The organism is Brenneria populi, from assembly GCF_036016195.1.
GTDB classification, from domain to species: domain Bacteria; phylum Pseudomonadota; class Gammaproteobacteria; order Enterobacterales; family Enterobacteriaceae; genus Brenneria; species Brenneria populi.
On sequence record NZ_JAYWTM010000001.1, the window covers coordinates 66,605 to 90,276 of the forward strand.

Genomic DNA, 23,672 nt, shown 5'->3' on the forward strand with positions numbered 1-23,672 from the left:
AATCCGGCCAGCGCGCGGCGCCGGCCGGACGCGCGGCCTACATCGTGATCTCTTTTTTACCCGTCAGCCGGAAAAAGATCAGCAGCGATATGACGGTGGTCGCCGTCAGCAGCGTCGATAGCGCCGCCGCCACGCCGTAATTGCCGCGCACAACTTCAGTGTAGATCGCCACGGTCATGGTTTTCGTCTCGCCGGTATAGAGAATAATCGAGGTGCTTAACTCGGTAATGATGCTGATCCAGCTCAAAATGGCGCCGGCGATCACTCCCGACATCATCATCGGCACCGTAATGCGAAAGAACGTTTTCATCGTGGATGCGCCGAGGCTGATGGCCGCTTCTTCTATGCTGTCATTGACCTGATGCAGTACCGCCGCGCTGGAGCGAATGGTATACGGCAGACGCCGAATCACAAATGCCGCGATCATGATGGCGGCGGTGCCGCTGAGCAACAGCGGGGGCTGATTGAAAGTCGACAGCAGGGCGATACCCAAAATAGAACCCGGCACGATGTAAGGCATCATGGTGAAGGTATCCAGCAGGTTCGCCACCATCCCTTTGCGTTTGACCGTGGCGTAGGCGATCAGGACGGCGATGAGCGTAATCAGGATAATGGCCGCCATCGCCAGTAAAAACGTATTGGCGATCGCGTCGCCCACCCGGGTGAAGGCGAGGCGGTAGCTGTCCAGCGAATAGCCATCGACGAAAATCTTGCCCGAGGTTTTCAAAAACGACGTATAGGCGACATAGAGCTGCGGCATCATCGCCACCGCCGTAAACAAATAGACATAGAGATGCGCGGCGATATTGCCCAATCCGCGCTTATCCGCGGGGACGATGGGGTTGAGCGCGCTCATGCTATACGATTTGCGGTTAGCGATATATTTCTGCAACAGAAACACCGCCATGGTGAACAGCACCACCACGACGCTGATGGCCGCGGCAAAACCGTCATCTCCGCCGACTTCGCTGATAAACTCATTAAAGATCAGAACCGGCACGGTTCGGTAACCTTCGCCGATCAGCATCGGCGTGCCGAAATCGGCAAAAGCGCGCATAAACACCAGCAGCCCGCCCGCCAGCAGGGTCGGCGTTATCAGCGGCATCAGTACGATCCACATTTTGCGCAGGCCCGTGCAATTCATGCTTTCCGCCGCTTCCAGCAGTGAATGGTCGACGTTTTTTAGCGCGCCCGCGACATACATGAATATCAACGGCGATAGTTGCAGGGTGAGCACCAGCAAAATACCGGAAAAACCGTAAATATCCGGCAGTTCGACGCCCAGATGCCGCTGAAAAAAACGGGTGACGACGCCGCTTCTGCCCAGCAACAGGATCCACGCATAGGCGCCGATAAAGGGCGCGGACATGGACGAGATTAAAATCAGAACCTGAATCGCGCCGCGGCCTTTGATGTTAATCGTGGACATGATCCAGGCCAGCGGGCCGGCCGCCAGAATAGACAGCAGCGTGACGCAGACCGTCACCTTCAGGCTGTTCCACACGGCATTCATATAATAGGCTTTGCCGAAGAATTTGCTGAAATAGGCCAGCGAGAATTCACCGCTGTCGCTGGCGAAAAAACTTTTAACCAAAATGGTAAACAGCGGCAGGGCAAGGAAAATAATGTAGCCGAGAAAAATAAGCAAGGTGATGTAAGTCCAGATATCCCGGCGCTGCGTATTCGCACTCATAAGCGTGTTTCCCTGGTGTAATTTATTTCACCGGCGGCATCGTAGATATTCATCGCCGCGGTATTCACTTTCAGACGCACCTTTTCTCCCGGCGCCATATCGCCGTTGCCGCCGGACTGTTGAATAATCTCGACCCGTCGGCCGTTTTCCAGCTCGATATTCAGATGGGTGTTCAAGCCAAGAAAAATAGCGCTCACCACCGTGCCGCTTAATCCGCTTTCGTCAGTTGAGAAGATAAACTCTTCCGGGCGTACGGACAGTTTGACCTCGGCGCGGCAATTCGGCGCTATGTTCAGGCGCGGCGCGGCAATGCGTTCGGCATAATCGCCGATGCGCAGCAGCGCGTCGCCGTTTTCCCCGACGTTCAGCGTCGCCTCGACAATATTGGTGCGTCCGATAAAGGTGGCGACGAACAGGTTCGCGGGGCGCCGATAAATCTCGCGCGGCGAACCTACCTGTTGAATCACGCCGGATTTCATAACCGCGATGCGATCGGACACCGCCATCGCTTCTTCCTGATCGTGGGTGACATAGACCGTAGTGATCCCCACCTCATGCTGAATGGCCTTGATGGCGTTGCGCATATCGACGCGCAGTTGCGCATCCAGATTGGATAAGGGCTCATCCATCAACAGCACGTCCGGGCGAATCACGATGGCGCGCGCCAGCGCCACGCGCTGCTGCTGCCCGCCGGACAGGTTTTTCGGCATGCGCTCTCTGAAGGATTCGATTTGCACGACTTTCAGTATTTCCCGCACACGATGCTCTCTTTCCGCTTTATCCACCTGTCGGTTGCGCAAGCCGAATTCCACATTTTGCGCCACATTCAGATGGGGAAATATCGCGTAATTCTGGAATACCATCCCGATATTACGTTTACCCGGCGCGACTTGATTCATAACGCGCTCATTAAACGCCAGCTGGCCATCTTCGATGCTATTAAATCCGGCAATCATGCGCAGCAACGTGGTCTTGCCGCAGCCCGACGGCCCTAATAAAGTAAAAAACTCGCCTTCTTTAATATTGAGAGATAATTGGGGAATAATCGTCGTATCGCCATATTTTTTTACGATATTACGGAAAGAGATTGCAACGCTCATATAAATACCCGCTTTACAGATTATACGCGTCATATTTCAAGTTGCATGCATCCTGGCCGAATTTCTGCAACCTGAATATATTTATCGTATATTTAAATGTCGGAGAATATTCCCGACTTGCCGGTGCGATTATTTCCAACCGGCGAGTCGGGTTATTTCATTAATAATGTCTGACTACCGGGTAATACTGGTGAATAATTCGGTATATTTTTCGATAATTTCTTTCTTATGTGCGCTGACATAAGAGATATCTTCTTCAATGGTTTTTATTTCCGTCATCGGCGTCATATATTTTCCGGGCCGTACATCGGCGCGCAGCGGTCGATTGGTCGTTTGCGAGCCAAGCGCTTCCTGGGCTTCTTTGGAGATGATGAAATCGATAAATTTCCTGGCGTTCTCCTCATGCCGGGCGCCTTTGACTATTCCCGCCACGCCATCCAGGAAGACTGCGCCCTCGGTCGGGTAAACCACGCGAACCGGCGCGCCGTCCTTCACGTAGCTGACCGCCGGATCCTCATAGGTCAGCGCGACGGTATACTCGCCGTCGGCTACGCTTTTATGCGCTTTGCTGGAGCTGCCGGCGATTTTACCGTCCAGGTTTTTGATCAAGCCGCCCACATAGTTCCAGCCGGCATCGGAGGTATAATCGTTGCCTTTGGCTTTCAGCATGTTGGTCAACTGATGGAAAGCGGAACTGGAATTGGCAGGGTCCGCCATCGCAATTTTGCCTTTGAGTTGCGGGTTGAGCAGATCCTGATAACTGTCGATTTTAATATCGCCCGCCAGATTGGTATTCACCAGCATAACGCTGCCGTCAGAGACATAGGCGGTCATAATGCCGCTGGCGTTGCGATGGCCAGCGAACAGATATTGATCGTTGGGAGAAACATACTTCTCGAATAGATCGGCATTGGCGGTGAACAGTTCGAAAGCGCCGCCGAACATCACATCCGCGTAGGGTTTGCCTTTCTCTGAACGGATGCGTTTCACCAGTTCGCCGCTGCCGGCTGAAACCAGTTCGACCGTAATACCGGTTTGTTTTTCAAATAACGGAACCAGCGCATTAATCATTGATTCGCTGTTAGGGGTATAGACCACCAGTTTATTCGACCCTTTCGTCGCGTTCTTATCGGAATTTTCGTCTCCGCAGCCAACCAGCACACCGACTAATAACGAGACAATGACCGACCATCTTAACCATTTCATCATTTAATTTTCCCCCTGCCTATTTGGATGACAATTCGATTCTATCAGCCGGGCATTCTTTTAATATCCTAAAATCCGATAACATCGTCCAAAATACGCAACCTATTTCATCATTAACCATAATATCGACTTATATTACCGTGGGAGGCCGCCTTTTATACCGTTGGGGCGTATAAGGGAAATGGCATTCAGATGAACTTTTTCGGCTTGATTAAATTATTTTCAATCTGACTGGCGGGTAATATAATAAATTCCTATGAAATTATCCGCCAACGGTGGTGTTTACACCTTCGGAAGAGAGCGTTATTAAATAGCGTCGCTGCCGGTTATGGGGAACCGATATTTATCGTCAGTATTGGGCTTTCCCTTCTGATAGCGTTTCGCCGCTCGCTGATAGCGCTCCTTGCTCCCTCTCGGTTACTATTGCATCGGTATGGCGCGCCGCAGGCTGAAAGGCATTGCCGCACCGCCCAGGCGCGACGGCGCACGGCATCTTATCCCGGCGTGCGGCGATCTGAGCGGGTGGCGAGCGATGTCGCCGGCGAGATTCATCCCGGAGGTGGCTGGTGCGGGCGACTGCTTTTACGCGCTTACATCTTTCGGACAAAGCGTGTTGATATGTTGGGGCGAGCGTCCCATAGTGCTTACAGATAGTCCTGTAAGGAGAAAAAAGCATGATTGAACATTTCATAGGGAAATATGAGGTCGAACTAAAATTTCGTATCCAGGATATCGCAATATTTCGCGATATCCTCTTTGAGCATCATCCTGAAGCCTTTATTTTCGAAAACAAAGAGCATGACGTTTATTACGACGATGTGAACGGCGGCTTGCAAACACAGGGTATCAGTATGGTGTTGCGGCGGATGGAGCCGTCGGGGATTAAGCTGTGGATCGTCAAGGGGCCGGGGGCGGATCGCTGCGAGGCGGTGAATGTCGAGTCGTTCGAGAAGAGCGACAGCATGCTGCATACGCTGGGCTATAAGGCGATTTATGAGGTTGATAAAACGCGCAGCGTCTATTTTCTGGATATTTTCCATATCACGCTGGATTGTATCGAGTCGCTGGGCCACTTTGTTGAAATATCCGTAATGACGAATGATAAAACGCAATTGAATCTTCTGCGCGAGCAATGCATCGAATGTGCGCTGCGTCTCGGATTGGCAATGGATAATATTGAAACGCATTCCTATCGACAATTGCTGGGTTTTTAATCGCCGGGCTTATCCATTAGCTTTAAGATGCGGGCGTGTCGATGGCTTACATTTCCGCATCTTAAATATCTACCGGTATATACCCGTCATACTTCAAGCCGCCCGCGCGTCGTCATTGTTACTCGCCCCATCCGTTGGGGCCGCCGCCAGCGGCGTTCAACTCTGCTCCCGGCAGATTTGTCCGTCGCTCCAATTACTGACTTAAGTAAGCCCATCGGGATTGATGAGAGACATTTCGTCTCTCACCCCAGGCCGGTCACATTCGTTCCCGACGCATTGATCCTTCTCTTGCCGCATGATTCTGCCTGATGTCCTCGCCTCTTCAAGGCCAGCGCAAGCGCTGTGCAAAAAACGCTTTCGGCGTTTTTATCCGGCGACGCAAATTATTTTAGGGGGATAAATATATTTACTTTGTGTTTTTTATGTTTTTTTAATGTTAAATTTAAATCCCGCGCAACGCTTTTTTAGCTTATTTTTATCACCCGTTTATCTTTATATTCCGCCGGCGGTAATCTTGACTAAACGTGCGCCTCCTTATTCCGCAAGAGATGAATAAACGCGGTTAAATATATAATTCAAAAAAAATTCTAAATATATGATCAAGTTAAAATTTTCGCATGAAAATGAGAGTAGGATTTAGGGCGATACGGTTTGTTCGCGATCGCAGAATGATTAATTTTCTGTAAGTATCAGACCGTATCTGACAAAGATTGAATTCTGTAATAGGCACGATCGTTTGGAATTCCGCGGGGTAAGAATTCTTTTTGTCAATGAGTATATCCGTCGTTACATGACATCAGGAAGATTCGCGATATTTTCTGCGGTAAAAAGAGAATGAAACTTATTCCCTTAATGGGATTTCGTATTGGAAATAACAAAATATAGGTTCTATATCATGAAGAAAAAAGTCCTGCTATTGAGCGCGCTGGCGTTAGTTCTCTCCTCAGCAGTTCGCGGTGAAACTACTGATTTAGTCATTATTGGCGCGGGCGGGGCCGGGATGTCGGCCGCCATTGAAGCGCATAATCAGGGCGCCAAAGTGATATTGCTGGAAAAAATGCCTTTTGCCGGCGGCAACACCGCCCGCGCGGAGTCCGGATTGAACGCGGCGGGTACGGATCTGCAAAAAGCCAGAGGCATTAAGGATAGTCCCGAGATGTTCTATGAAGACACCATGAAAGGCGGGAAAAATATTAATAATCCGGAAGTGGTAAGAACGCTGACGGAGCATGCGAAAGACTCCGTCGTCTTCCTGAAAGAGAACGGCGCCGACCTGGCGGATCTGACGCGTACCGGCGGTTCGCGCGTTGACCGTACTCACCGTCCCGCCGGCGGGGTGCCCGCAGGCAGCTTTATCGCCACCGCATTGATCAAAAAAGTGAAAGCGCTGGATATCGATCTCCGCACCAATACTCCGGTGATCGAAATCATCCAAAATGACAAGGGCGCGGTCACGGGCGTTAAGGCCAAAGGAAAAGACGGCAAAGAGTACACCATCGACGCCAAGAAAGTGATGATCGCGTCGGGCGGCTTTGGCGCCAACTTCGACATGATTAAACAATACGATCCGAAGCTGGAAGGCTTTAAAACCACCAACGCGCCGGGCACCCAGGGCGACGGCATCAAGATGGCCACCAAGCTGAACGCCAAACTGGTGGATATGAAATATATCCAGATTCACCCTTCAACCGTTCCCGGCAAAGGCATCCTGATCGGTGAAGCGGTGCGCGGCGACGGCGCGATTATGGTCAATGAAAACGGCAAGCGTTTTGTCAACGAACTGCAAACCCGCGATGTGGTTTCACAAAGCATCCTCAAACAGCCCGGTTCGCACGCCTATCTGATTTTCAATGACGATCTGGTTAAGCAAAACCAGGCAATCCAATCCTACGCTAAACAGAAACTGGTCTCTGAAGGCAATACGCTTGACGATCTGGCCAAAATCATCAAGGTTGACGGCAAACAGCTGACGCAGACGGTCAGCGACTACGGCAGCGCGGTCAAGGCCAAGAAAGACGATGAGTTCAGCCGCGAAAGCAGGAAGCTGGCTCTGGATAGCGGCAAGTATTACGCCATTGAAATCACGCCAAGTATTCACTACACCATGGGCGGGATCGCCATCAACAACAAGGCTCAGGTCGTGGACGTCAATGGCAAGGTGATTCCTAACCTGTTCGCAGCCGGAGGCACCGTCGGCGGCGTGCATGGCGCTAACCGTCTGGGCGGCAACTCGCTGGCTGATATCGTTACCTACGGCCGCATCGGCGCCGATGAAGCGGTGAAAGAGATAAAAGCGGGTCAATAACCGGCGATAACGCTCGATGTAAGGGGGATAATACGGCAATGAGGTTCCGCAGAGAACCGACGCCATGAGGGTTTTGCGTCTCTTTATCTGTAAGACGGTATGAGATAAATGGGCGGGAGGCTTATCTCCTTAGTAGTTCGAGCGGCAGGTTGGCGGCTTTGCCGCAAGGCCCACGGATGGGCCGAGCCGCACAGTCGACGCGCCTGCGGCTGGAAGTATGACGGAAGAGCTACCCGATAGTGATAATAACCGGCAGCGCTTTTTACGCGGTTACAGAACAGTGAGCGTTCTGGATGTATTAATGCGGCGTCCAATATATTCGTCATATTGAAGTATGGCGGCTATAGAGTCATTTATTATGAAAAAACAAATTTTATTATTAAGCGCGTTGGCATTGGCCTTTTCCTCCGCTGTTCGCAGTGAAACCACCGATTTGGTGATTATCGGCGCGGGGGGAGGTGGGATGTCGGCGGCTATTGAAGCGCACAACCAGGGTGCCAAAGTGATATTGCTGGAAAAAATGTCTTTTGCCGGGGGCAATACGGCCCGGGCGGAAGGGGGGCTGAATGCCGCGGGTACGGAGTATCAGAAAGCCAAGGGCATTAAGGATAGCCCGGAGCTTTTCTACCAGGACACCATGAAAGGCGGCAAGCAGAAAAACAATCCTGAACTGGTGAAAACGTTATCCGAACAGGCGAAGAATTCGATCCTGTTTCTGAAGGAAAACGGCGCGGAACTGGCGGAGGTCAGCCGCGCGGGGGGCGCCAGCGTTGACCGTATTCACCGTCCGGTGGGCGGCCAACCGGCCGGCAGCTTTATTGCCGTCGCGCTGCTAAAAAAAATTAAGGCGTTAGATATCGATCTGCGCACCAATACGTCCGCAACGGAAATTCTGCAAAACGATAAAGGCGCGGTAACCGGGGTGAAGGCCAAGGGCAAAGACGGCAAGGAATTCACCATCGACGCCAAGAAGGTGATGATTACCGCCGGCGGTTTCGGCGCCAATTTCGCCATGATCAAGGAGTACGATCCGAGACTGGTGGACTTTAAAACCACCAACGCGCCCGGCGCTCAGGGGGAAGGGATCAAAATGGCGCAGAAGCTGAACGCCAAGCTGGTCGACATGGAATATATTCAAATCCATCCCACCACGGTTCCCGGTCAAGGGATCCTGATTTCCGAAGGCGTGCGCGGGGACGGCGCTATTTTGGTCAATGAACAGGGGAAACGCTTCACCAACGAGCTATTAACCCGCGACGTCGTTTCGCAAAACATTCTGAAACAGCCGGGCAAGCACGCATTCGTGATTTTTAACGATGCCCTGGTTAAACAGAACCACACGGTTGAAACCTACTTTAAACAGAAGCTGGTCGCCGAAGGCAATACGGTCGAGGAGTTGGCTAAAGCGATAAATATTGACGGAAAACAACTGGCGCAGACCGTTAGCGCCTATAGTGGCTACGTCAAAGATAAAAAAGACGCTGAGTTTGGCCGTGAAAGCCTGAAGCTGTCTCTGGATAGCGGCAAGTATTATGCCATTGAAGTAACGCCGGGCATCCATCATACGATGGGCGGCATTGCGATTAACACCAAGGCTCAGGTGCTGGACGTGAACGGCAAGGTGATCCCGAATCTGTTCGCCGCCGGCGAAGTCGCAGGCGGGGTGCATGGCGCCAACCGCTTAGGGGGCAACTCGCTGGCCGATATCGTCACCTATGGCCGCATCGGCGCCGATGAGGCGGTAAAAGAGATAAAAGCGGGCAAATAAATCAGAGGGCTTGATCTCAAAATCCATCCTGGCTCGTTGTTCAGGATGGATGAGTGGCTATATTGGTTCCAGCAACAAATTTACTGCTTGTCGTGATTTTTGATGAGCGTTTCATGTGTAATTAACTTATGGGAAAGTTATGAAAAAATTCATTCCGGCCGTACTGGCCACGTTGGCTCTGTCGTTTTCTTTTGCCGCCGCCGCCGAGTATAAAGATGGCACCTATACGGGCAAAGCGCCGGGCAAAGAAGGGGAAGTGGAAGTTTCCGTCACGGTCGAAGGCGGGAAAATTACTAATGCCGAAGTCGTTAAGCATGAAGACACTGAAGCGCTGATGATGGGCGTTATTGACAACGTGGTGCCGGAGCTGATCGAAACTCAGGATCCTGACCAGGTGGATGCGGTAACGGGAGCCACAATGTCGAGTCATGGGGTGATTAACGCCGTTAAACAGGCGCTTGAACAGGCAAAAAAATAATCGGTTATACCCTAAACAATTCGAGTCGCAGGACAAAAACGCCCAAAGCGTTTCTTGAACAGCGCTTGCGCTGACCCCAACGGGGCGGGCTCTATGGATGGCGCGGACACGCAGGCGGCTTGAAGTATGACGGGAGAGCATCAGCTGCTCGTCGCGCCGGTCTGCGATGGCCTATTAATCGCAGACCGGCTATTCCCCTTTCTCATACCGTAATACTAGCGTCCGGCCATCTCCATCAGCCAGCGGCGGAATGCCGCGACAGGCGGCTGTTCCAGCGCGATCGCCGGATAAACCAGGTAATAAGCCAGCGCGCTCTCCACGCCCTGTGCAAAGAGCGCAACCAATTCCCCTTCCTCTATCGCCGGGAGCGCGAACGCCCGCCTGACCAGCGCGACGCCCAATCCCGCTTTCGCCGCATCGACCGCGCCATTGCTGTCGGTAAATACCGGACCGGCCTGGCTTATTGACGGGTCCGCGCCTGCGGCCTCCAGCCATAATCGCCAGTCATGGCGATGTTCATCATGCAGCAGCGTGCAGCGGCGTAAATCCGCCGGCGTGGCGAACGGTCCCGCCTTTTTTATCAGCCGGGGATGACAAACGGGGATCAGCGCATCGTCAATCAATCGCTCGCTGAGTAAACCGGGGTAATCGCCCAGGCCGTGACGCACGGCCAAATCAATACCGTCGCGCGCGAAGTCCCGGGTGAGGTTGGACGGGCTCAAGCGAACGTCGATGCGCGGGTGGCACCGTTCAAAATCGCTCAGCCGGGGGATCAGCCACTGGACGGCGAACGTCGGCGTACAACTGAGGGTCAACACCGGACTCTGTGCGTGCGTCTTCAGCTTCAGCGTCGCTTCGCGGATGAGTCGGAACGCGTCGCGCAGGCTTGAAAAATAGGCTTCCCCCTGCGGCGTCAGCGCCAGGGCGCGTGTTTTACGGATGAAAAGCGCGACGCCCAACGTCTCTTCAAGCTCGCGGATTTGCAAACTTACGGCGCCGGGCGTCACGTTCAGCTCATCCGCCGCCGCGGTCATGCTCAGGTGGCGGGCGGCGGACTCGAACATCTGGAGCCCGCGCAATGAAGGAAATGCTGCGCTCATGGTTTAGAAAACCTCAATAAAACGGTGAAAAACTCTCGTTTGTCCGCACTTAAACGCCGCGTAATTATAGGCATCGTCAAGCGAAGTTATCACGATACCCAAAATAGTTCGAGCTGCGGAGAGGCGGCGGAGCAGGGAATTGCCAAGCGCTTAAATAACTAACTGACTGGGATAAAAGATAAACCTTCCTGGTCGGATTTGAACGCCGCTTGCGACGCCCCGCAGGCGCGAGGCGCGGATGGGCCGAGTCGCCAAGCCAACGCCGATGTGACTTGAAGGGTGACGGGGATAAACGGTTTAGTTCATCTAATGGTAAAACAAAGAGGGAAGATGATGAATACGGTAAAATCCATGGGAATGGCGCAATGGGGGCAGCTTGTCGCGCTGTCGCTGCTGTGGGGCGGCTCGTTCTTTTTTACCGGCGTGGCGGTCAAGCAGCTTCCGCCGTTCACGCTGGTTAATCTGCGCGTCCTGCTGGCGGCGCTGATACTGCTGCTGATCCTGCGCATCAGCCGTCAATCCTTGCCCGGCGACTGGCGTCTGTGGATGGCGTTATGTGGCATGGGGCTGCTGAACAATGCCGTTCCATTTTCGCTGATTGTCTGGGGGCAGACGCATATCGCCAGCGGCATGGCCGCCATACTGAACGCCACTACGCCGTTTTTTACGCTGCTGGCGGCGCACTGGATGACCGCGGATGAAAAGCTGAACCGCCGCAAGCTGGCGGGCGTACTTATCGGCTTCGCCGGCGTGGTGGTGATGATGGGCGGCGTTAACCACGCGCCGGCGTCGCTGACCGGACAGCTGGCCATCCTACTGGCGGCGCTCTGTTATGCCTTTGCCGGGCTGTACGGACGCCGTTTCGCCCGGATGGGGATGAGTCCGCTGGCGACGGCGACGGGGCAGGTATGCGCATCGGCGGTGATGCTAGCGCCGCTGACGCTATACGTCGATCGTCCCTGGCGCCTTCCTTTTCCCGATATCCCGGTTTGGGGCGCGACGCTGGGGCTGGCGATGCTGTCCACCGCGCTGGCCTACGTCATTTTCTTTCGCCTGCTGGCGCGCGTCGGGGCGCTGAATCTTATGCTGGTGACCTTCCTTATTCCAGTTAGCGCTATCTTGCTCGGCGCGCTCTTTTTGCAGGAGAGGATAACGTCGTCGATGCTGGCGGGGATGGCGGCTATTTTTATCGGGCTGATCGCGGTTGACGGCCGTTTGCTGGCCCGCCTGCGGAAGTAGGGCTATGGCGCGGTTTCTCTTGCGCCTGGCCGGCCGCGGTTTAATGATTTCGGTCGGTAGATGGCGCAGTCCTGATTGTGCGCGCAGGCGGCGGGGAGTAACATCCCAGGCGATGTTTCAACGTAGAGTCTATGAATATTATGGAAAATTATCTGATTACCGTGCGCCATACGCCCTCCTGGGTATGGATTTTATTGGCTTACCTGATTTATGCCGGCATAAAAGCCCTTCAGCCAAGACGGCAATCGCTGCGGCGTCTGCTGGTGCTGCCGATCGTTTTTCTCTGCTGGGGCGCGTCCTCGATATTACATACGCTGGCGCTGCGCGAGATCGCCGTCGCCGGCTTTTTGCTGGCATTGATCGTTGGGCTGTGCCTGGGGTGGATGCTGGGGAAAAACGCGGGCGTTTACCGGGCCGATACCCGGAGCTTCGAGCGTACCGGCTCGTCGGTGCCGCTGGTGTTAATGCTGTTGACCTTCTGCCTGCGCTTCTACTTTACCGCCCGGCTGGCATGGTTTCCCGAGCTGGCCGACGACGCTATTTTCTGCGCGCTGTCTGGCGCCGTTGGCGGCATTACCGGCGGGATATTCAGCGGTATCGCCCTTCGTCTGTTGAGTCTGATGCGCGCTCCCCATACCGCCTCCCGCTAATCGCGACGCCGCGCCTGTTAAACTTTGTCACAAAGCTTTTTCCGTTATGCGAGTGCGCGGCGATAGCCGGTAAATTATAATGCGCCTGCCTATTTATTTCATTTAACAGAATACTGTTTAATTTATTGAATAATGATTAAAAAAAATAAAATCTCTTTACTTGGTATGCTGTTGCTGTCGACCAATATGTTGGCGACTCCGCCGGTTATGGGGAAAACTCCCGTCGTATCAACGGCCGCCGCGCATCAGGAGATCGCCTCCGGCAGTGCGATGGTGGTGGATTTGCGCGACGATCGCACGCTTTATTCCAGCAATCCGGATGTGGTCGTGCCCATTGCCTCCGTGACCAAGCTAATGACGGCGTTGGTTGTGCTGGACGCCAATCTGCCGCTGGACGAGGTTATCTCCGTCGACATCAGTCATACGCAGGAAATGAAAGGGGTTTATTCGCGCGTGCGGCTCAATAGCGAGATCAGCCGCCGCGATATGCTGTTGCTGGCGCTGATGTCATCGGAAAACCGCGCCGCCGCCAGTCTTGCCCACCATTATCCCGGCGGTTATCAGGCATTTATCGCCGCCATGAACGCCAAGGCCCGCGCGCTGGGAATGACGCATACACGCTATGTCGAGCCGACCGGACTCTCTATCAATAACGTGTCGACGGCGCGCGATCTCACGAAGTTGCTCATTGCCAGCAAGCACTACCCTTTGCTCAGCCAACTGAGCACCACGCAGGAGAAAACGGTAACCTTTTCCCATCCGACCTATAGCCTGCCGTTTCGTAACACCAACCATCTGATCGGCAAGTCGGATTGGAATATTCAATTGACCAAAACAGGGTTTACCAATCAGGCCGGCCATTGTCTGGTGATGCGCACCGTGATTAATCAGCGCCCGGTGGCGCTGGTGGTGCTGGACGCCTTTGGCAAATACACGCATTTCGCCGATGCCAACCGCCTGAGAAAATGGCTTGAAACCGGTAAAATCAGCGACGTGCCCGCCGTGGCGTTAAGCTATAAAAAACAGAAGGCGCTGGCTTCGCGTCAGCCGCAATCCCTGGCGAGCGCGCAGACGGAGTAGTCAATGGCTGCCCCGCGGGCTATACGGCTCCGATTGCTCCCCGGCTTTCCGCCATCCGCCGCATAGCCGGGCCGGCATTCGGGGCGCGCGGGGCGGCGGCATAACGGGCGCCGGAGGCGAACAGCGTCCGTTATGGCCTAAGCGCGAACGCGTAAATCCTCAATCACCTCACCGGCTGCAAACACATCCTTTTCGTGCTCGCTATCGATCCAGGGTTCCGCCAGCGCCTGTTCCAGCCAGCTTTGCATGGCCGGCTGCGACAGCATATGCCGGCAGTAGGCGGCCGCCTCCGGCGCGACGGGCAATTGGTAGGTTCGGATACGGAACACCACCGGCGCAAAGAACGCATCCGCCGCGGAAAACGCGCCGCCGGCGAGAAACGGGCCGCCGAAACGGGTTAACCCGTCGCGCCACAGCGCGTTGATGCGCGTTAAATCGTTATTCAAGGACGGGGAGATCTCTTTTATATCGACCTTCACGCCGCAGCTCATCGGACACTGGCTGCGCAGGGCGTTAAAGCCGGAGTGCATCTCCGCCGCGGCGCAGCGCGCCCAGGCGCGCGTTTTGCCGTCGGCGGGCCATACCGCCGGATGCCGTTCTCCGAGGTATTCGGTTATCGCCAACGAGTCCCATACGGTGGTGTCGCCATCAATCAGGCAAGGCACTTTCGCGGAAGGCGAAAACGCCTTAAACGCCGGATTGGCGCCGGAGGAGGTGAAGGTCACCAGTTTTTCCTCAAACGGAATGGCGAGCGTTTTTAGCAAAATCCATGGGCGCAGCGACCAGGATGAGTAGTTTTTATTGGCGATATACAGTTGATACATATCTTATGATCCCTATGTCGACGAGATATGATCATTAGCACGAAAAATACCGTAGATCACCCTTATAGACGGAATTTCCGCGGCCGCCGTTCGGCGTCATCCTGAAGCCTGCGGAGCCCGGGCGGGAAGAATGTCTGTTCTGCGCAATGCGTCGCACTATTTTTGCAGTTTTTATTAAATGAATCGTAAACAAATACACTATTATTACGCGCTGCGTATACCCAAAATAATTCGAGTTGCAGGACAAAAACGCCAAGGCGTTTTTGAACGCCGCTTGCGGCGGCCCCAACGGGGCGAGCTCCATGGAGGGAGCGAGTAACAAAGCCAACGCACCTGCAGCTTGAAGTATGAAGGGGATATTCGAGTATGTTGGCGCTGTAGGTGAATGGTTTTTCACCATGCCGGTTTTCATGGCGCATTGGCTGACTTATTTTTTCAAACCTGTCTTGTGCCTCAGCGATCTCTCCTGATGCCGGGATTGATAGGGTCTGTATAAAAGAATGAAATGGCTTACTTCACTGACTATCGCAATGGGACTTGCCTGTAATCCGCTATTTGCCCAGGAAATCACGTCCGCCCCCGCTTCCGTTACGCTGTCACACCAACAGCGAGATGCGTTTGTCTCTGATTTAATGAGAAAAATGACGCTCAATGAAAAAATCGGCCAGCTCAGGTTAATCAGCGTCGGAGCGGACAATCCGAAAGAGGCCATTCGCGAAATGATCCGCAATGGTCAGGTCGGGGCGATCTTTAATACGGTCACGCGGCCGGATATCCGCGCGATGCAGGATCAGGTTATGCAGCTTAGCCGCCTGAAAATTCCCCTGTTTTTCGCTTACGACGTGGTGCACGGCCAGCGTACGATTTTCCCTATCGCGCTGGGGCTGGCCTCCAGTTGGGATCTGGACGCCATCGCGCTGAGCGGACGCATTTCCGCCTACGAGGCCACGGAAGACGGCTTAAACATGACCTGGGCGCCGATGGTCGATATCACCCGCGATCCCCGCTGGGGACGGGTGTCGGAAGGCTTTGGGGAGGATACCTGGCTAACCAGTAAAATAGCCGGCGTGATGGTCAAGGCGTTTCAGGGCGATGACGCGACGGCGCGCCATTCATTGATGACCAGCGTCAAGCACTACGCGCTGTATGGCGCGGTCGAAGGCGGCCGGGATTACAACACGGTGGATATGAGCCCTCAGCGTATGTTTCAGGACTATTTGCCGCCGTATAAAGCGGCTATTGACGCCGGCAGCGGTGGCGTGATGGTGGCGCTGAACTCCATCAACGGCACGCCGGCCACCGCCGACAGCTGGCTGCTGAAGGATATTCTGCGCGAGCGCTGGAAATTTTCCGGCATCACCATTACCGATCACGGCGCGATTAAAGAGCTGATTAAACACGGCGTGGCGAGCGATCCGCGCGACGCCTCGCGTTTGGCGTTGAAATCCGGCATCGCCATGAGCATGAGCGATGAGTATTTCATGCGCTATTTGCCCGATCTGGTCAAAAGCGGCGCGGTCGGCGAGCAGGATATTGATGAAGCCTGCCGTCAGGTGCTGAACGTTAAATACGAGATGGGGCTGTTTCAGGATCCCTATCGCCATCTGGGGCCGGCGGGCTCCGACCCCGCCGATACCAATGCGGAAAGCCGTTTGCATCGCCTGGAAGCGCGCGACGTGGCGCGCAAAAGCCTGGTGCTGCTGAAAAACCGGCTGCAAACGCTGCCCTTGAAGAAACAGGGGACGATCGCCGTTGTCGGGCCGCTGGCCGACAGCAAACGCGATACCATGGGGAGTTGGTCCGCGGCGGGCGTCGTCGGGCAGACGATTACGGTTTATCAGGGCATTAAAAATGCGGCGGGCGGCAAAGCCAATATTCTGTACGCCAAAGGCGCCAACGTCAGCAACCATCAGGGCATTATCGATTTCCTGAATCTGTATGAGAATGCGGTGCAGGTGGATAAGCGCGCGCCGCAGGTGATGATTGACGAAGCGGTACGGGCGGCGAAACAGGCCGACGTCGTCGTAGCGGTGGTGGGCGAGGCGGCGGGAATGGCGCACGAAGCCTCCAGCCGCGCCAATATCGACCTGCCGCAAAGCCAAAAGGCGCTGATCGCCGCGCTGAAGGCCACCGGCAAACCGCTGGTACTGGTGTTGATGAACGGCCGCCCCCTGGCGCTGGTACGGGAGGATCAACAGGCGGACGCTCTGCTGGAGACCTGGTTCAGCGGAACCGAAGGCGGCAATGCGATCGCCGACGTTCTGTTCGGCGACTATAATCCGTCGGGCAAACTGCCGATGTCTTTCCCGCGCTCCGTTGGGCAGATTCCTATTTATTACAACCATTTGCCGTCAGGACGACCCTATACGCCGGAGAATCCGGGCAAATACACCTCGCACTACTACGATGAGGCGAACGGCCCGCTCTATCCGTTCGGTTATGGCCTGAGCTATACCACCTTCAGCGTATCGGATGTGCGTTTGTCCAGCCGGACGATGAAGCGCAACGGCGCCGTAACGGCCAGTGTAACGGTGAAAAATACCGGCGAACGGGCGGGCGAAACCGTGGTGCAGCTCTATCTGCACGACGTGGTGGCGTCTATCAGCCGTCCGGTGAAGGAGCTGCGCGGCTTCCAGAAAGTGATGCTGCAGCCTGGCGAATCGCGTACCCTCAGCTTCCTTATCGAACAGGATGCGTTGAAGTTCTACAACGCCCGTATGCAGCAGGTGGTGGAGCCCGGCGAGTACCAGGTGTTTATCGGTCTGGATTCGCAGCGTGTCAAAAGCCAAAGCTTCACTTTGTTATAGGCGCCGTTATAGGCGCCGTCTTCGCGCGCGTTGGTTTCCCTCATGGCCGGCCCTGCGGGGCCGTTGCCCGTGACGCGCCGGCGCGCGCCGATGTCCCCATAACCAAAGGAGATGCCGTGACTGACGTGATTCTGGTTGATGAAAACGACAGGCCGACGGGCACTATGGAAAAGCTGGCGGCGCACGAGAAAGGCGTATTGCACCGCGCCGTCACCGTGTATATCTTCAACTCCCGGCGGCAACTGCTGCTGCAGCAGCGCGCCGAGGGGAAATACCACTGCGGGGGGTTATGGAGCAACACCTGCTGCGGCCATCCGCTTCCCGGAGAGGAGACGCCTGAGGCCGCGCGCCGCCGTTTGTATCAGGAGATGGGGCTGCGCTGTCCGCTGACGCCGATGTTTACCCTGACCTACCGCCTGCCGCTGGAAAATGGCTTAATCGAGCATGAAGTGGGGCATGTCTATTTCGGTCTTACCGACGATCAGCCTCAGGCCGATCCTGAAGAGGCCGCCGGGTTTCAATATCTGTCGCTGCAGCAGATCGGCCGGCGGATAGCCGCGGCGCCGCAGGCGTTCACCCCCTGGTTCCGCCTGACGTTTGCGCGCATTCCCGCTTACTGGTCGCAATTTTATGCCCGGCGGCGCAGAGGCGGATAAAGATTAGCCGCCGCGCACGATGATGATGTATCCCACCAGCATGACGCCGCCGATCCCGCCAAGCGCACACAGGGCGAACAGGGCGATCATTCCCGCTTTTCCTAAGTTCATCAGGTATCCTTTTGTTGGTTCTCGCGGATGATATCCGCCAAATAATTCGAGCCGCAGGACAAAAACGTCTGGAACGTTTTTGCACAGCGCTTGCGCTGGCCCGTTAGGGCGAGTCTCAGGGATGAGACGAGTATTCCGTCACCGGTGGCCCGAACAGCGGGCGCGTGCGCTGATAACCAAATGATTTAACAATGGTTATCACGCACGAAACCTTCGCGGTACTGACAGAAATTCTTCCCCGAATTTGTGTGGACGCCTCCGTCCGCAGGGAAGAACGCCAAAGCCGACGCGCGTGCAACTTGCGGCACGACGAGTATAAAGCCTTCAGCGCTGAAACAGGAGGAGTAAACCAAACAATATCAATACGGCGCCGGCGGCGCGTTCGATCGGGTTCAGGTAGCGCTGAAGCCGCCGCTGTATGCGCGGCAGCGCGATCAGCGTCGCCATCAGCAGATCCCAGACGAGAACCATGGAAAACATCCAAACGCCGCTGGCGGCCTGCTGAACGACGGTGACATGCTGACCGAGAATACCGGCCATCAGGCTGATATAAAACAGTATGTTTTTGGGATTCAGCAGGGCGGAACCCAGCCCGAGCAGAATCTGCCGGATAACGCCGGGGCGGGCGTCCGCCTGACGCGCGGGCGTTAGCGTATGGGCGGCGCGGCTGTTCAGCAGCTGATAGCCGATCCACAGCAGATAACAGGCGCCGCTTATTTCAATCAGGGTAAAGAGCCGCGGCGCATGCTGGATGCCGGCCCAGCCGACGATCGCCAGGAGAATATAGACGCCGTTTCCCAGGGCGATGCCCAGGCAAATTCCGGCGCTGCCCCGCAGGCGGTAGCGAACCGCATAGGCGGCGAGCAGGAAAAAATCCGGACCGGGACTCAGTAAGGCGACGAAGTGAGCCAACGCCAGCGCGGGGAAATTATCGGGAAAAAGGGAACTGATATGCATCATGCCGGGCCTCGAAGAGTGATCGAGGCCAGTCTAGTCATTCGATATCGCTATTTATTGTCAAATATTGATCGCGCCTGGCGATATTGTCCCGGCGTCGCCGCCGTATATTGCACGAAGATTTTATGGAAGTGGCTCTGATCGCAAAAACCGCTTTGATAGCCCGCATCGGCCAGCGGCACGCCTGTTTTCAGTAAGGATTTGGCGTATTCCACTCGCGCGTTATTGAGAAACGCCATCGGGGTAATGCCGGTATGGCGCCGAAAATGCCGCACGATGGTTTCTCGCCGCAGGTTTAGCTCTTCGGCCAGCGTTTCCAGCGACGGCGCCGCCTGCAGGTGGGCCAGCAAGCGCTGGCGGACATGGCGCGCGGTTAACTGCGCCAGCGCCTTTGATTCCGGCGGCCGGTCGGCTGGCCGAAGCGGAACGCAGTATTGCAGCAGTATCGGCGTTATCAGGTCGTTCAGCGCTTGCCGGGCGGCGGCGATATCGCCCTGATGCAACAGCGTCATCAGACGCCGATAGGCGGCAAACAGCGCCGGGCTGCGCAGCGTGACGCGGCGACAGCGCAGCGCGGCGACGGGATAGCCGCATAGCGCGGAGAGTTTTTGCAAGCACCAGTCGGTATCCAAGTACAGCATATGGTAGCTGCGGGTCTGTCCGGGAAAGGGATTACAGCTGTGGGGCTGCTGCGGATCGATAAAAACCAGATCGCCCGCCTGCAACCGATGTTTTTCCCCACGGTAGCGGCAGAGCGTTGAGCCCTGCTCGATGGCGCCGATGGAGAACTGCGCATGGCTATGCGTTTTGTAGCCCTGGGCGCTATGCCAGGTCGAGCGGCTTTCAAGGTAGGGAAGCTGCGGGGAAAACCAGTAAGATTGTTTGACCGTATGCACGGATGACATATTCTCTTTTCATCTCTCAGATTGCGGCTGTCGCGGCGGCATGAAACGCCCGGCGGCGGACGAAAAACAGACTTACCCTAACCGGCGGCTGCGCTTTTGTCGAGCGCGGCGTGGCGGCGATAGCGGCTGACGTCGCCGCCGGTCTGTGGGACAATGGCCGTCAGATTGACTGAATACAGAGAATGCATGACGCTGTCCCCCGCAATAAAGCAGCAGATCGGCCGATGGTATAAGGCTCTGCAACAACAGATCCCGGATTTTATTCCTCGCATACCGCAGCGGCAGATGATCGCCGAAGTGGCGAAAACGCTGGCGGGCGATTATCCGCGCCACTTAGCCATAGAAGCGCCTACCGGCGTGGGAAAAACGCTCTCCTATCTGATCCCCGGCATCGCGGTTGGGCGGGCGGAAGAGAAAACGCTGGTTGTCAGCACGGCCAACGTGGCGCTGCAGGATCAGATTTTCAACAAGGATTTACCGCTGCTGCGGGCGTTTATTCCCGAACTGACATTCACCGCCGCGTTTGGCCGCGGGCGTTATGTCTGCCCGCGTAACCTGGCGCTGCTGGCGACGGACGCCGATGCGCAGGGGGATTTGCCCCTGTTTCTGGGCGATGAGCTGGCTCCCTCCAGCCGGGAGGAGCAGAAAAAATGCGCGCAGATCGAAAAGGCTTTACAAAGCCACGCCTGGGACGGCCTGCGCGATCGCTATCAGGAGTCCATTGACGATAGCCTGTGGCGCAAGCTCAGCACCGATAAAGCCAACTGCCTGGGGCATAATTGCCGCTATTTCCGCGAATGCCCGTTCTTCGTCGCCCGGCGGGAAATTGAACATGCCGACGTGGTGGTCACCAATCACGCTCTGGTGATGGCGGCGATGGAAAATGAATCGGTATTGCCCAACCCTAAAGATCTGCTGCTGGTGCTGGACGAAGGCCACCACATTCCCGATGTCGCCCGCGACACCCTGGAAATGTCCGGCGACATTACGCCTGATGCGATAAGTTCGCAGTTGGAACAGGTGGTGCAGCAAATCGGGCTGTGCATGTCCCAGTTCGCGCCGAAATCGCCGCCGCGCCTGGCGCACGGCGAACGCTTAACCCGCCACTGCGAAGAGATGCGGGAGCTGGCGCTGTCGTTCGCGCAGCGCTGCGCATGTTTTTTACCGCCAGACGGCGGTGACGCCGAGTACCGTTTCCCGATGGGGAAAATGCCGGACGACATGCGCGAAAGCTGTGTCCGGCTCTTCAAGCTGACCGACGGTTTGCGCGCGCTGACGGAGTTTATGCTCAACGATCTCGGCGAGAAAACGGGCAAACACGATGTGGCGCGTTTACACCACGCGCTGCTGAAAATGAGCCGGCTTCTGGGGTATCTGGAGGCGTTGAGCAAACTGTGGCGGCTGGCGGCGATGGAGAAATCGTCCAATGCGCCGGTGTCCAAATGGCTGACCCGCGATGTCCGCGAGGGGCAGGCGCGTCTCTTTTTTCACTGCGCCGGCATCCGGGTGTGCGATCAACTGGAAAAGTTATTGTGGAATAATGTGTCGCATGTGGTGGTGACGTCGGCGACGCTGCGCTCGCTGAACAGTTTTTCGCGTTTGCAGGAGCTCTCCGGTCTGACTGAGAGCGCCGGGGATCGCTTCCTGGCGCTGAGTTCGCCGTTTAACCACCGCGAGCAGGGGCGTCTGGTGATCCCGAAAATGCGTTATGAGCCGTTGATGGAAAACGAGGCGCGGCATATTGCCGAGATGGCGCGTTTTTTCCGCGCGGAGCTGCGGCAGGGGAAGCATCGCGGCCTGCTGATGCTGTTCGCCAGCCAGCGGGCGATGCAGCTTTTTCTGACGCAGGTCGCCGATCTGCGGCTGATGCTGCTGGTGCAGGGCGACAAACCGCGCTATCGGCTGGTGGAGCTGCACCGCGAGCGGGTGCGTCAGGGGCAGACCAGCGTACTGATCGGTCTGCAATCCTTTGCCGAAGGGCTGGATTTGAAAGGGGATTTGCTGTCCCAGGTGCATATCCATAAAATCGCCTTCCCGCCGATTGACAGCCCGGTCATCCTGACGGAAAGCGAGTGGTTGAAAAGCCTTAAGCGTCATCCGTTTGTGGTGCAGAGCCTGCCCAGCGCGTCGTTTAATCTCATTCAGCAGGTCGGCCGTCTGATTCGCAGCCACGACTGTTTCGGCGAAATCATTATTTACGATCGCCGCCTGTTGACCAAGGGCTATGGCGCCCGGCTGCTCGCCGCCTTGCCGGTTTTCCCGATTGAAGAACGGGTGATGCCGCAGGGTGAGTAACGCCCTGCCGTTATCGGTGCTTTCGCGCCGTCGCTGCTATCTTGACATTACCGTTTTTACGTTACTGCGCCGCGGGAAAAACATGTTATTTTCGCAGACTGTGCTATCAATGATCCCCGGGACGTTTCACCGGTATCGTCCGGGCATATCGCGGTTAATGAGGGCCAGCATGGATTACAGCAAAATAATTAAAGAAGTCGGACGCGGTAAGAATCATGCCCGCGACCTGGATCAGGAAACCGCTTATCAACTGTATCGCCTGATGCTGAATGGCGACGTGCCGGATCTTGAACTGGGGGGAGTGCTGATAGCCCTGCGCATCAAGGGCGAAGCCGAGCCGGAAATGCGCGGTTTTTATCAGGCGATGGATGAGCGGGTTCTGCGCCTGCGGCCGCCGTCCCAGGGGCCGATGCCGATAGTGATCCCCAGCTATAACGGCGCCAGGAAACAGGCCAATTTGACGCCGCTGTTAGCGCTGCTGCTGGCGAAGCTGGGGTTCCCGGTGGTGGTTCACGGCGTGACGGAGGATCCGACCCGCGTCACCAGCGCTGAAATATTGCGTCATCTCGGGATTGCTCCGGCGCAGAGCGCCGCTCAGGCCCAGGCGCGGCTCGACGCCGTCGAGCCGGTTTTTATTCCCGTATCGCTGCTGTGTCCGGCCATCGACGCGCAGCTGCAGCTGCGCTGGCGCATGGGCGTGCGCAACAGCAGCCATACCCTGGCCAAGATCGCCACGCCGTTTCCCGCGGACGATGCGCTGAGGATCGCCAGCGTCTCCCATCCGGAATACATTGCTCGCGTCGGCGCTTTTTTCAAGGATATCAACGGGCGGGCATTGCTGATGCACGGCACCGAGGGCGAAGTGTATGCCAATCCTCAACGCTGTCCGGAAATCCACTTTATCCATCGGCAGGAGGCGCGGATTTTGCAACTGCGCCAGGATGTCGCGGTTGCCCCCGATAGCCTGCCGATAGCGAAAGACGCCGCAACGACGGCGCGCTGGATAGCGCAGTGTCTGGCGGGGGAAATTGCATTGCCGCATGCGATTCGACAACAGCTGGCGTGCTGCCTGGTCGCGACGGGCGAAGCGCCGACGATGGAGCAGGCCGTGGCGACGCTCGGCAAACGGCTGGGCCGATAGCCGAGCGGAAAAGATTGGCGGCCCGGTCGCCTAATGCCGATCGTTTAAGCATTGAGATACCCGGGGCGACCACCGGGGTGAGGCGTCCTTACGGGAACCTTCCCCGGTGTTTCCCCTAAAAACCGGCTTAAGTGACCGGCATT

General features: G+C 55.9%; 19 protein-coding genes. 11 read left to right on the forward strand and 8 right to left on the reverse strand.

Features of this window, described 5'->3' with window-relative positions; translation table 11 throughout:
* Positions 1 to 37 precede the first annotated feature (37 nt).
* The 3 genes from VSX58_RS00315 to VSX58_RS00325 all read right to left on the reverse strand — a co-directional run bounded on the left by VSX58_RS00315 (position 38) and on the right by VSX58_RS00325 (position 4,002).
* On the reverse strand, positions 38 to 1,693 hold the full coding sequence (locus tag VSX58_RS00315) for an ABC transporter permease (RefSeq protein ID WP_327616299.1): 1,656 nt from the start codon (positions 1,691 to 1,693) through the stop codon (positions 38 to 40).
* Positions 1,690 to 2,793 (reverse strand): ABC transporter ATP-binding protein, encoded by a 1,104-nt coding sequence (locus tag VSX58_RS00320; RefSeq protein WP_327616300.1) that lies wholly within the window; start codon positions 2,791 to 2,793, stop codon positions 1,690 to 1,692. Before VSX58_RS00320 ends, VSX58_RS00315 begins: the two co-directional genes overlap by 4 nt.
* A 174-nt stretch (positions 2,794 to 2,967) precedes the next feature.
* Positions 2,968 to 4,002, reverse strand: coding sequence for an ABC transporter substrate-binding protein (locus tag VSX58_RS00325; RefSeq protein ID WP_327616301.1), 1,035 nt, complete (start codon positions 4,000 to 4,002; stop codon positions 2,968 to 2,970).
* A gap of 671 nt (positions 4,003 to 4,673) precedes the next feature.
* On the opposite strand from VSX58_RS00325, the gene cyaB reads away from it, so the two are divergent.
* The 4 genes from cyaB (at position 4,674) to VSX58_RS00345 (ending at position 9,764) form a co-directional block, all read left to right on the forward strand.
* Positions 4,674 to 5,213, forward strand: coding sequence for a class IV adenylate cyclase (gene cyaB / locus VSX58_RS00330; protein WP_327616302.1), 540 nt, complete (start codon positions 4,674 to 4,676; stop codon positions 5,211 to 5,213).
* Between the two features lie 895 nt (positions 5,214 to 6,108).
* Positions 6,109 to 7,518, forward strand: a complete 1,410-nt coding sequence (locus VSX58_RS00335; RefSeq protein ID WP_327616303.1) for a flavocytochrome c — start codon at positions 6,109 to 6,111, stop codon at positions 7,516 to 7,518.
* A gap of 358 nt (positions 7,519 to 7,876) precedes the next feature.
* Entirely contained in the window at positions 7,877 to 9,286 is a 1,410-nt protein-coding gene (locus tag VSX58_RS00340) for a flavocytochrome c (protein WP_327616304.1), read from the forward strand.
* Positions 9,287 to 9,425: 139 nt separating this feature from the next.
* The gene (locus VSX58_RS00345) at positions 9,426 to 9,764 is read left to right on the forward strand and encodes an FMN-binding protein (RefSeq protein ID WP_327615499.1); all 339 of its coding nucleotides are present in this window, start codon (positions 9,426 to 9,428) and stop codon (positions 9,762 to 9,764) included.
* A gap of 215 nt (positions 9,765 to 9,979) precedes the next feature.
* On the opposite strand, the gene gcvA is transcribed toward VSX58_RS00345, so the two are convergent.
* The gene (gene gcvA / locus VSX58_RS00350; RefSeq protein WP_327616305.1) at positions 9,980 to 10,864 is read right to left on the reverse strand and encodes a transcriptional regulator GcvA; all 885 of its coding nucleotides are present in this window, start codon (positions 10,862 to 10,864) and stop codon (positions 9,980 to 9,982) included.
* A gap of 330 nt (positions 10,865 to 11,194) precedes the next feature.
* Here gcvA and VSX58_RS00355 point away from each other — a divergent pair, with 330 nt between their 5' ends.
* The 3 genes from VSX58_RS00355 to pbpG all read left to right on the forward strand — a co-directional run bounded on the left by VSX58_RS00355 (position 11,195) and on the right by pbpG (position 13,833).
* Positions 11,195 to 12,103 (forward strand): DMT family transporter, encoded by a 909-nt coding sequence (locus tag VSX58_RS00355; RefSeq protein ID WP_327616306.1) that lies wholly within the window; start codon positions 11,195 to 11,197, stop codon positions 12,101 to 12,103.
* A gap of 131 nt (positions 12,104 to 12,234) precedes the next feature.
* Positions 12,235 to 12,753, forward strand: coding sequence for a DUF6622 family protein (locus VSX58_RS00360; protein WP_327616307.1), 519 nt, complete (start codon positions 12,235 to 12,237; stop codon positions 12,751 to 12,753).
* A gap of 132 nt (positions 12,754 to 12,885) precedes the next feature.
* Positions 12,886 to 13,833 (forward strand): D-alanyl-D-alanine endopeptidase, encoded by a 948-nt coding sequence (gene pbpG, locus VSX58_RS00365; RefSeq protein ID WP_327616308.1) that lies wholly within the window; start codon positions 12,886 to 12,888, stop codon positions 13,831 to 13,833.
* A 137-nt stretch (positions 13,834 to 13,970) separates the two neighbouring features.
* On the opposite strand, the gene VSX58_RS00370 is transcribed toward pbpG, so the two are convergent.
* Positions 13,971 to 14,657: a glutathione S-transferase family protein gene (locus VSX58_RS00370; RefSeq protein WP_327616309.1), complete on the reverse strand. Its 687-nt coding sequence runs from the start codon at positions 14,655 to 14,657 to the stop codon at positions 13,971 to 13,973.
* Between the two features lie 500 nt (positions 14,658 to 15,157).
* On the opposite strand from VSX58_RS00370, the gene bglX reads away from it, so the two are divergent.
* Both bglX and idi read left to right on the forward strand, forming a co-directional pair.
* Positions 15,158 to 17,464 carry a beta-glucosidase BglX gene (gene bglX, locus VSX58_RS00375; RefSeq protein WP_327616310.1) on the forward strand — a complete coding sequence of 769 codons (2,307 nt, stop codon included), beginning with the start codon at positions 15,158 to 15,160 and terminating at the stop codon, positions 17,462 to 17,464.
* A 164-nt stretch (positions 17,465 to 17,628) separates the two neighbouring features.
* Positions 17,629 to 18,120 (forward strand): isopentenyl-diphosphate Delta-isomerase, encoded by a 492-nt coding sequence (gene idi / locus VSX58_RS00380; RefSeq protein WP_407654843.1) that lies wholly within the window; start codon positions 17,629 to 17,631, stop codon positions 18,118 to 18,120.
* A 3-nt stretch (positions 18,121 to 18,123) separates the two neighbouring features.
* Here idi and VSX58_RS00385 read toward each other — a convergent pair whose 3' ends face one another.
* The 3 genes from VSX58_RS00385 to VSX58_RS00395 all read right to left on the reverse strand — a co-directional run bounded on the left by VSX58_RS00385 (position 18,124) and on the right by VSX58_RS00395 (position 20,093).
* Entirely contained in the window at positions 18,124 to 18,231 is a 108-nt protein-coding gene (locus VSX58_RS00385) for a hypothetical protein (RefSeq protein WP_327615489.1), read from the reverse strand.
* A 324-nt stretch (positions 18,232 to 18,555) separates the two neighbouring features.
* Complete coding sequence (locus VSX58_RS00390; protein ID WP_407654844.1) at positions 18,556 to 19,188, reverse strand: LysE family translocator; 633 nt, start codon at positions 19,186 to 19,188, stop codon at positions 18,556 to 18,558.
* 50 nt (positions 19,189 to 19,238) lie between these two features.
* Positions 19,239 to 20,093 carry an AraC family transcriptional regulator gene (locus VSX58_RS00395; protein WP_327616313.1) on the reverse strand — a complete coding sequence of 285 codons (855 nt, stop codon included), beginning with the start codon at positions 20,091 to 20,093 and terminating at the stop codon, positions 19,239 to 19,241.
* Between the two features lie 186 nt (positions 20,094 to 20,279).
* Here VSX58_RS00395 and dinG point away from each other — a divergent pair, with 186 nt between their 5' ends.
* Positions 20,280 to 22,388, forward strand: coding sequence for an ATP-dependent DNA helicase DinG (dinG, locus tag VSX58_RS00400; protein ID WP_327616314.1), 2,109 nt, complete (start codon positions 20,280 to 20,282; stop codon positions 22,386 to 22,388).
* Between the two features lie 169 nt (positions 22,389 to 22,557).
* Positions 22,558 to 23,529 (forward strand): DNA-binding protein YbiB, encoded by a 972-nt coding sequence (ybiB, locus tag VSX58_RS00405; RefSeq protein ID WP_327616315.1) that lies wholly within the window; start codon positions 22,558 to 22,560, stop codon positions 23,527 to 23,529.
* Positions 23,530 to 23,672 lie beyond the last annotated feature (143 nt).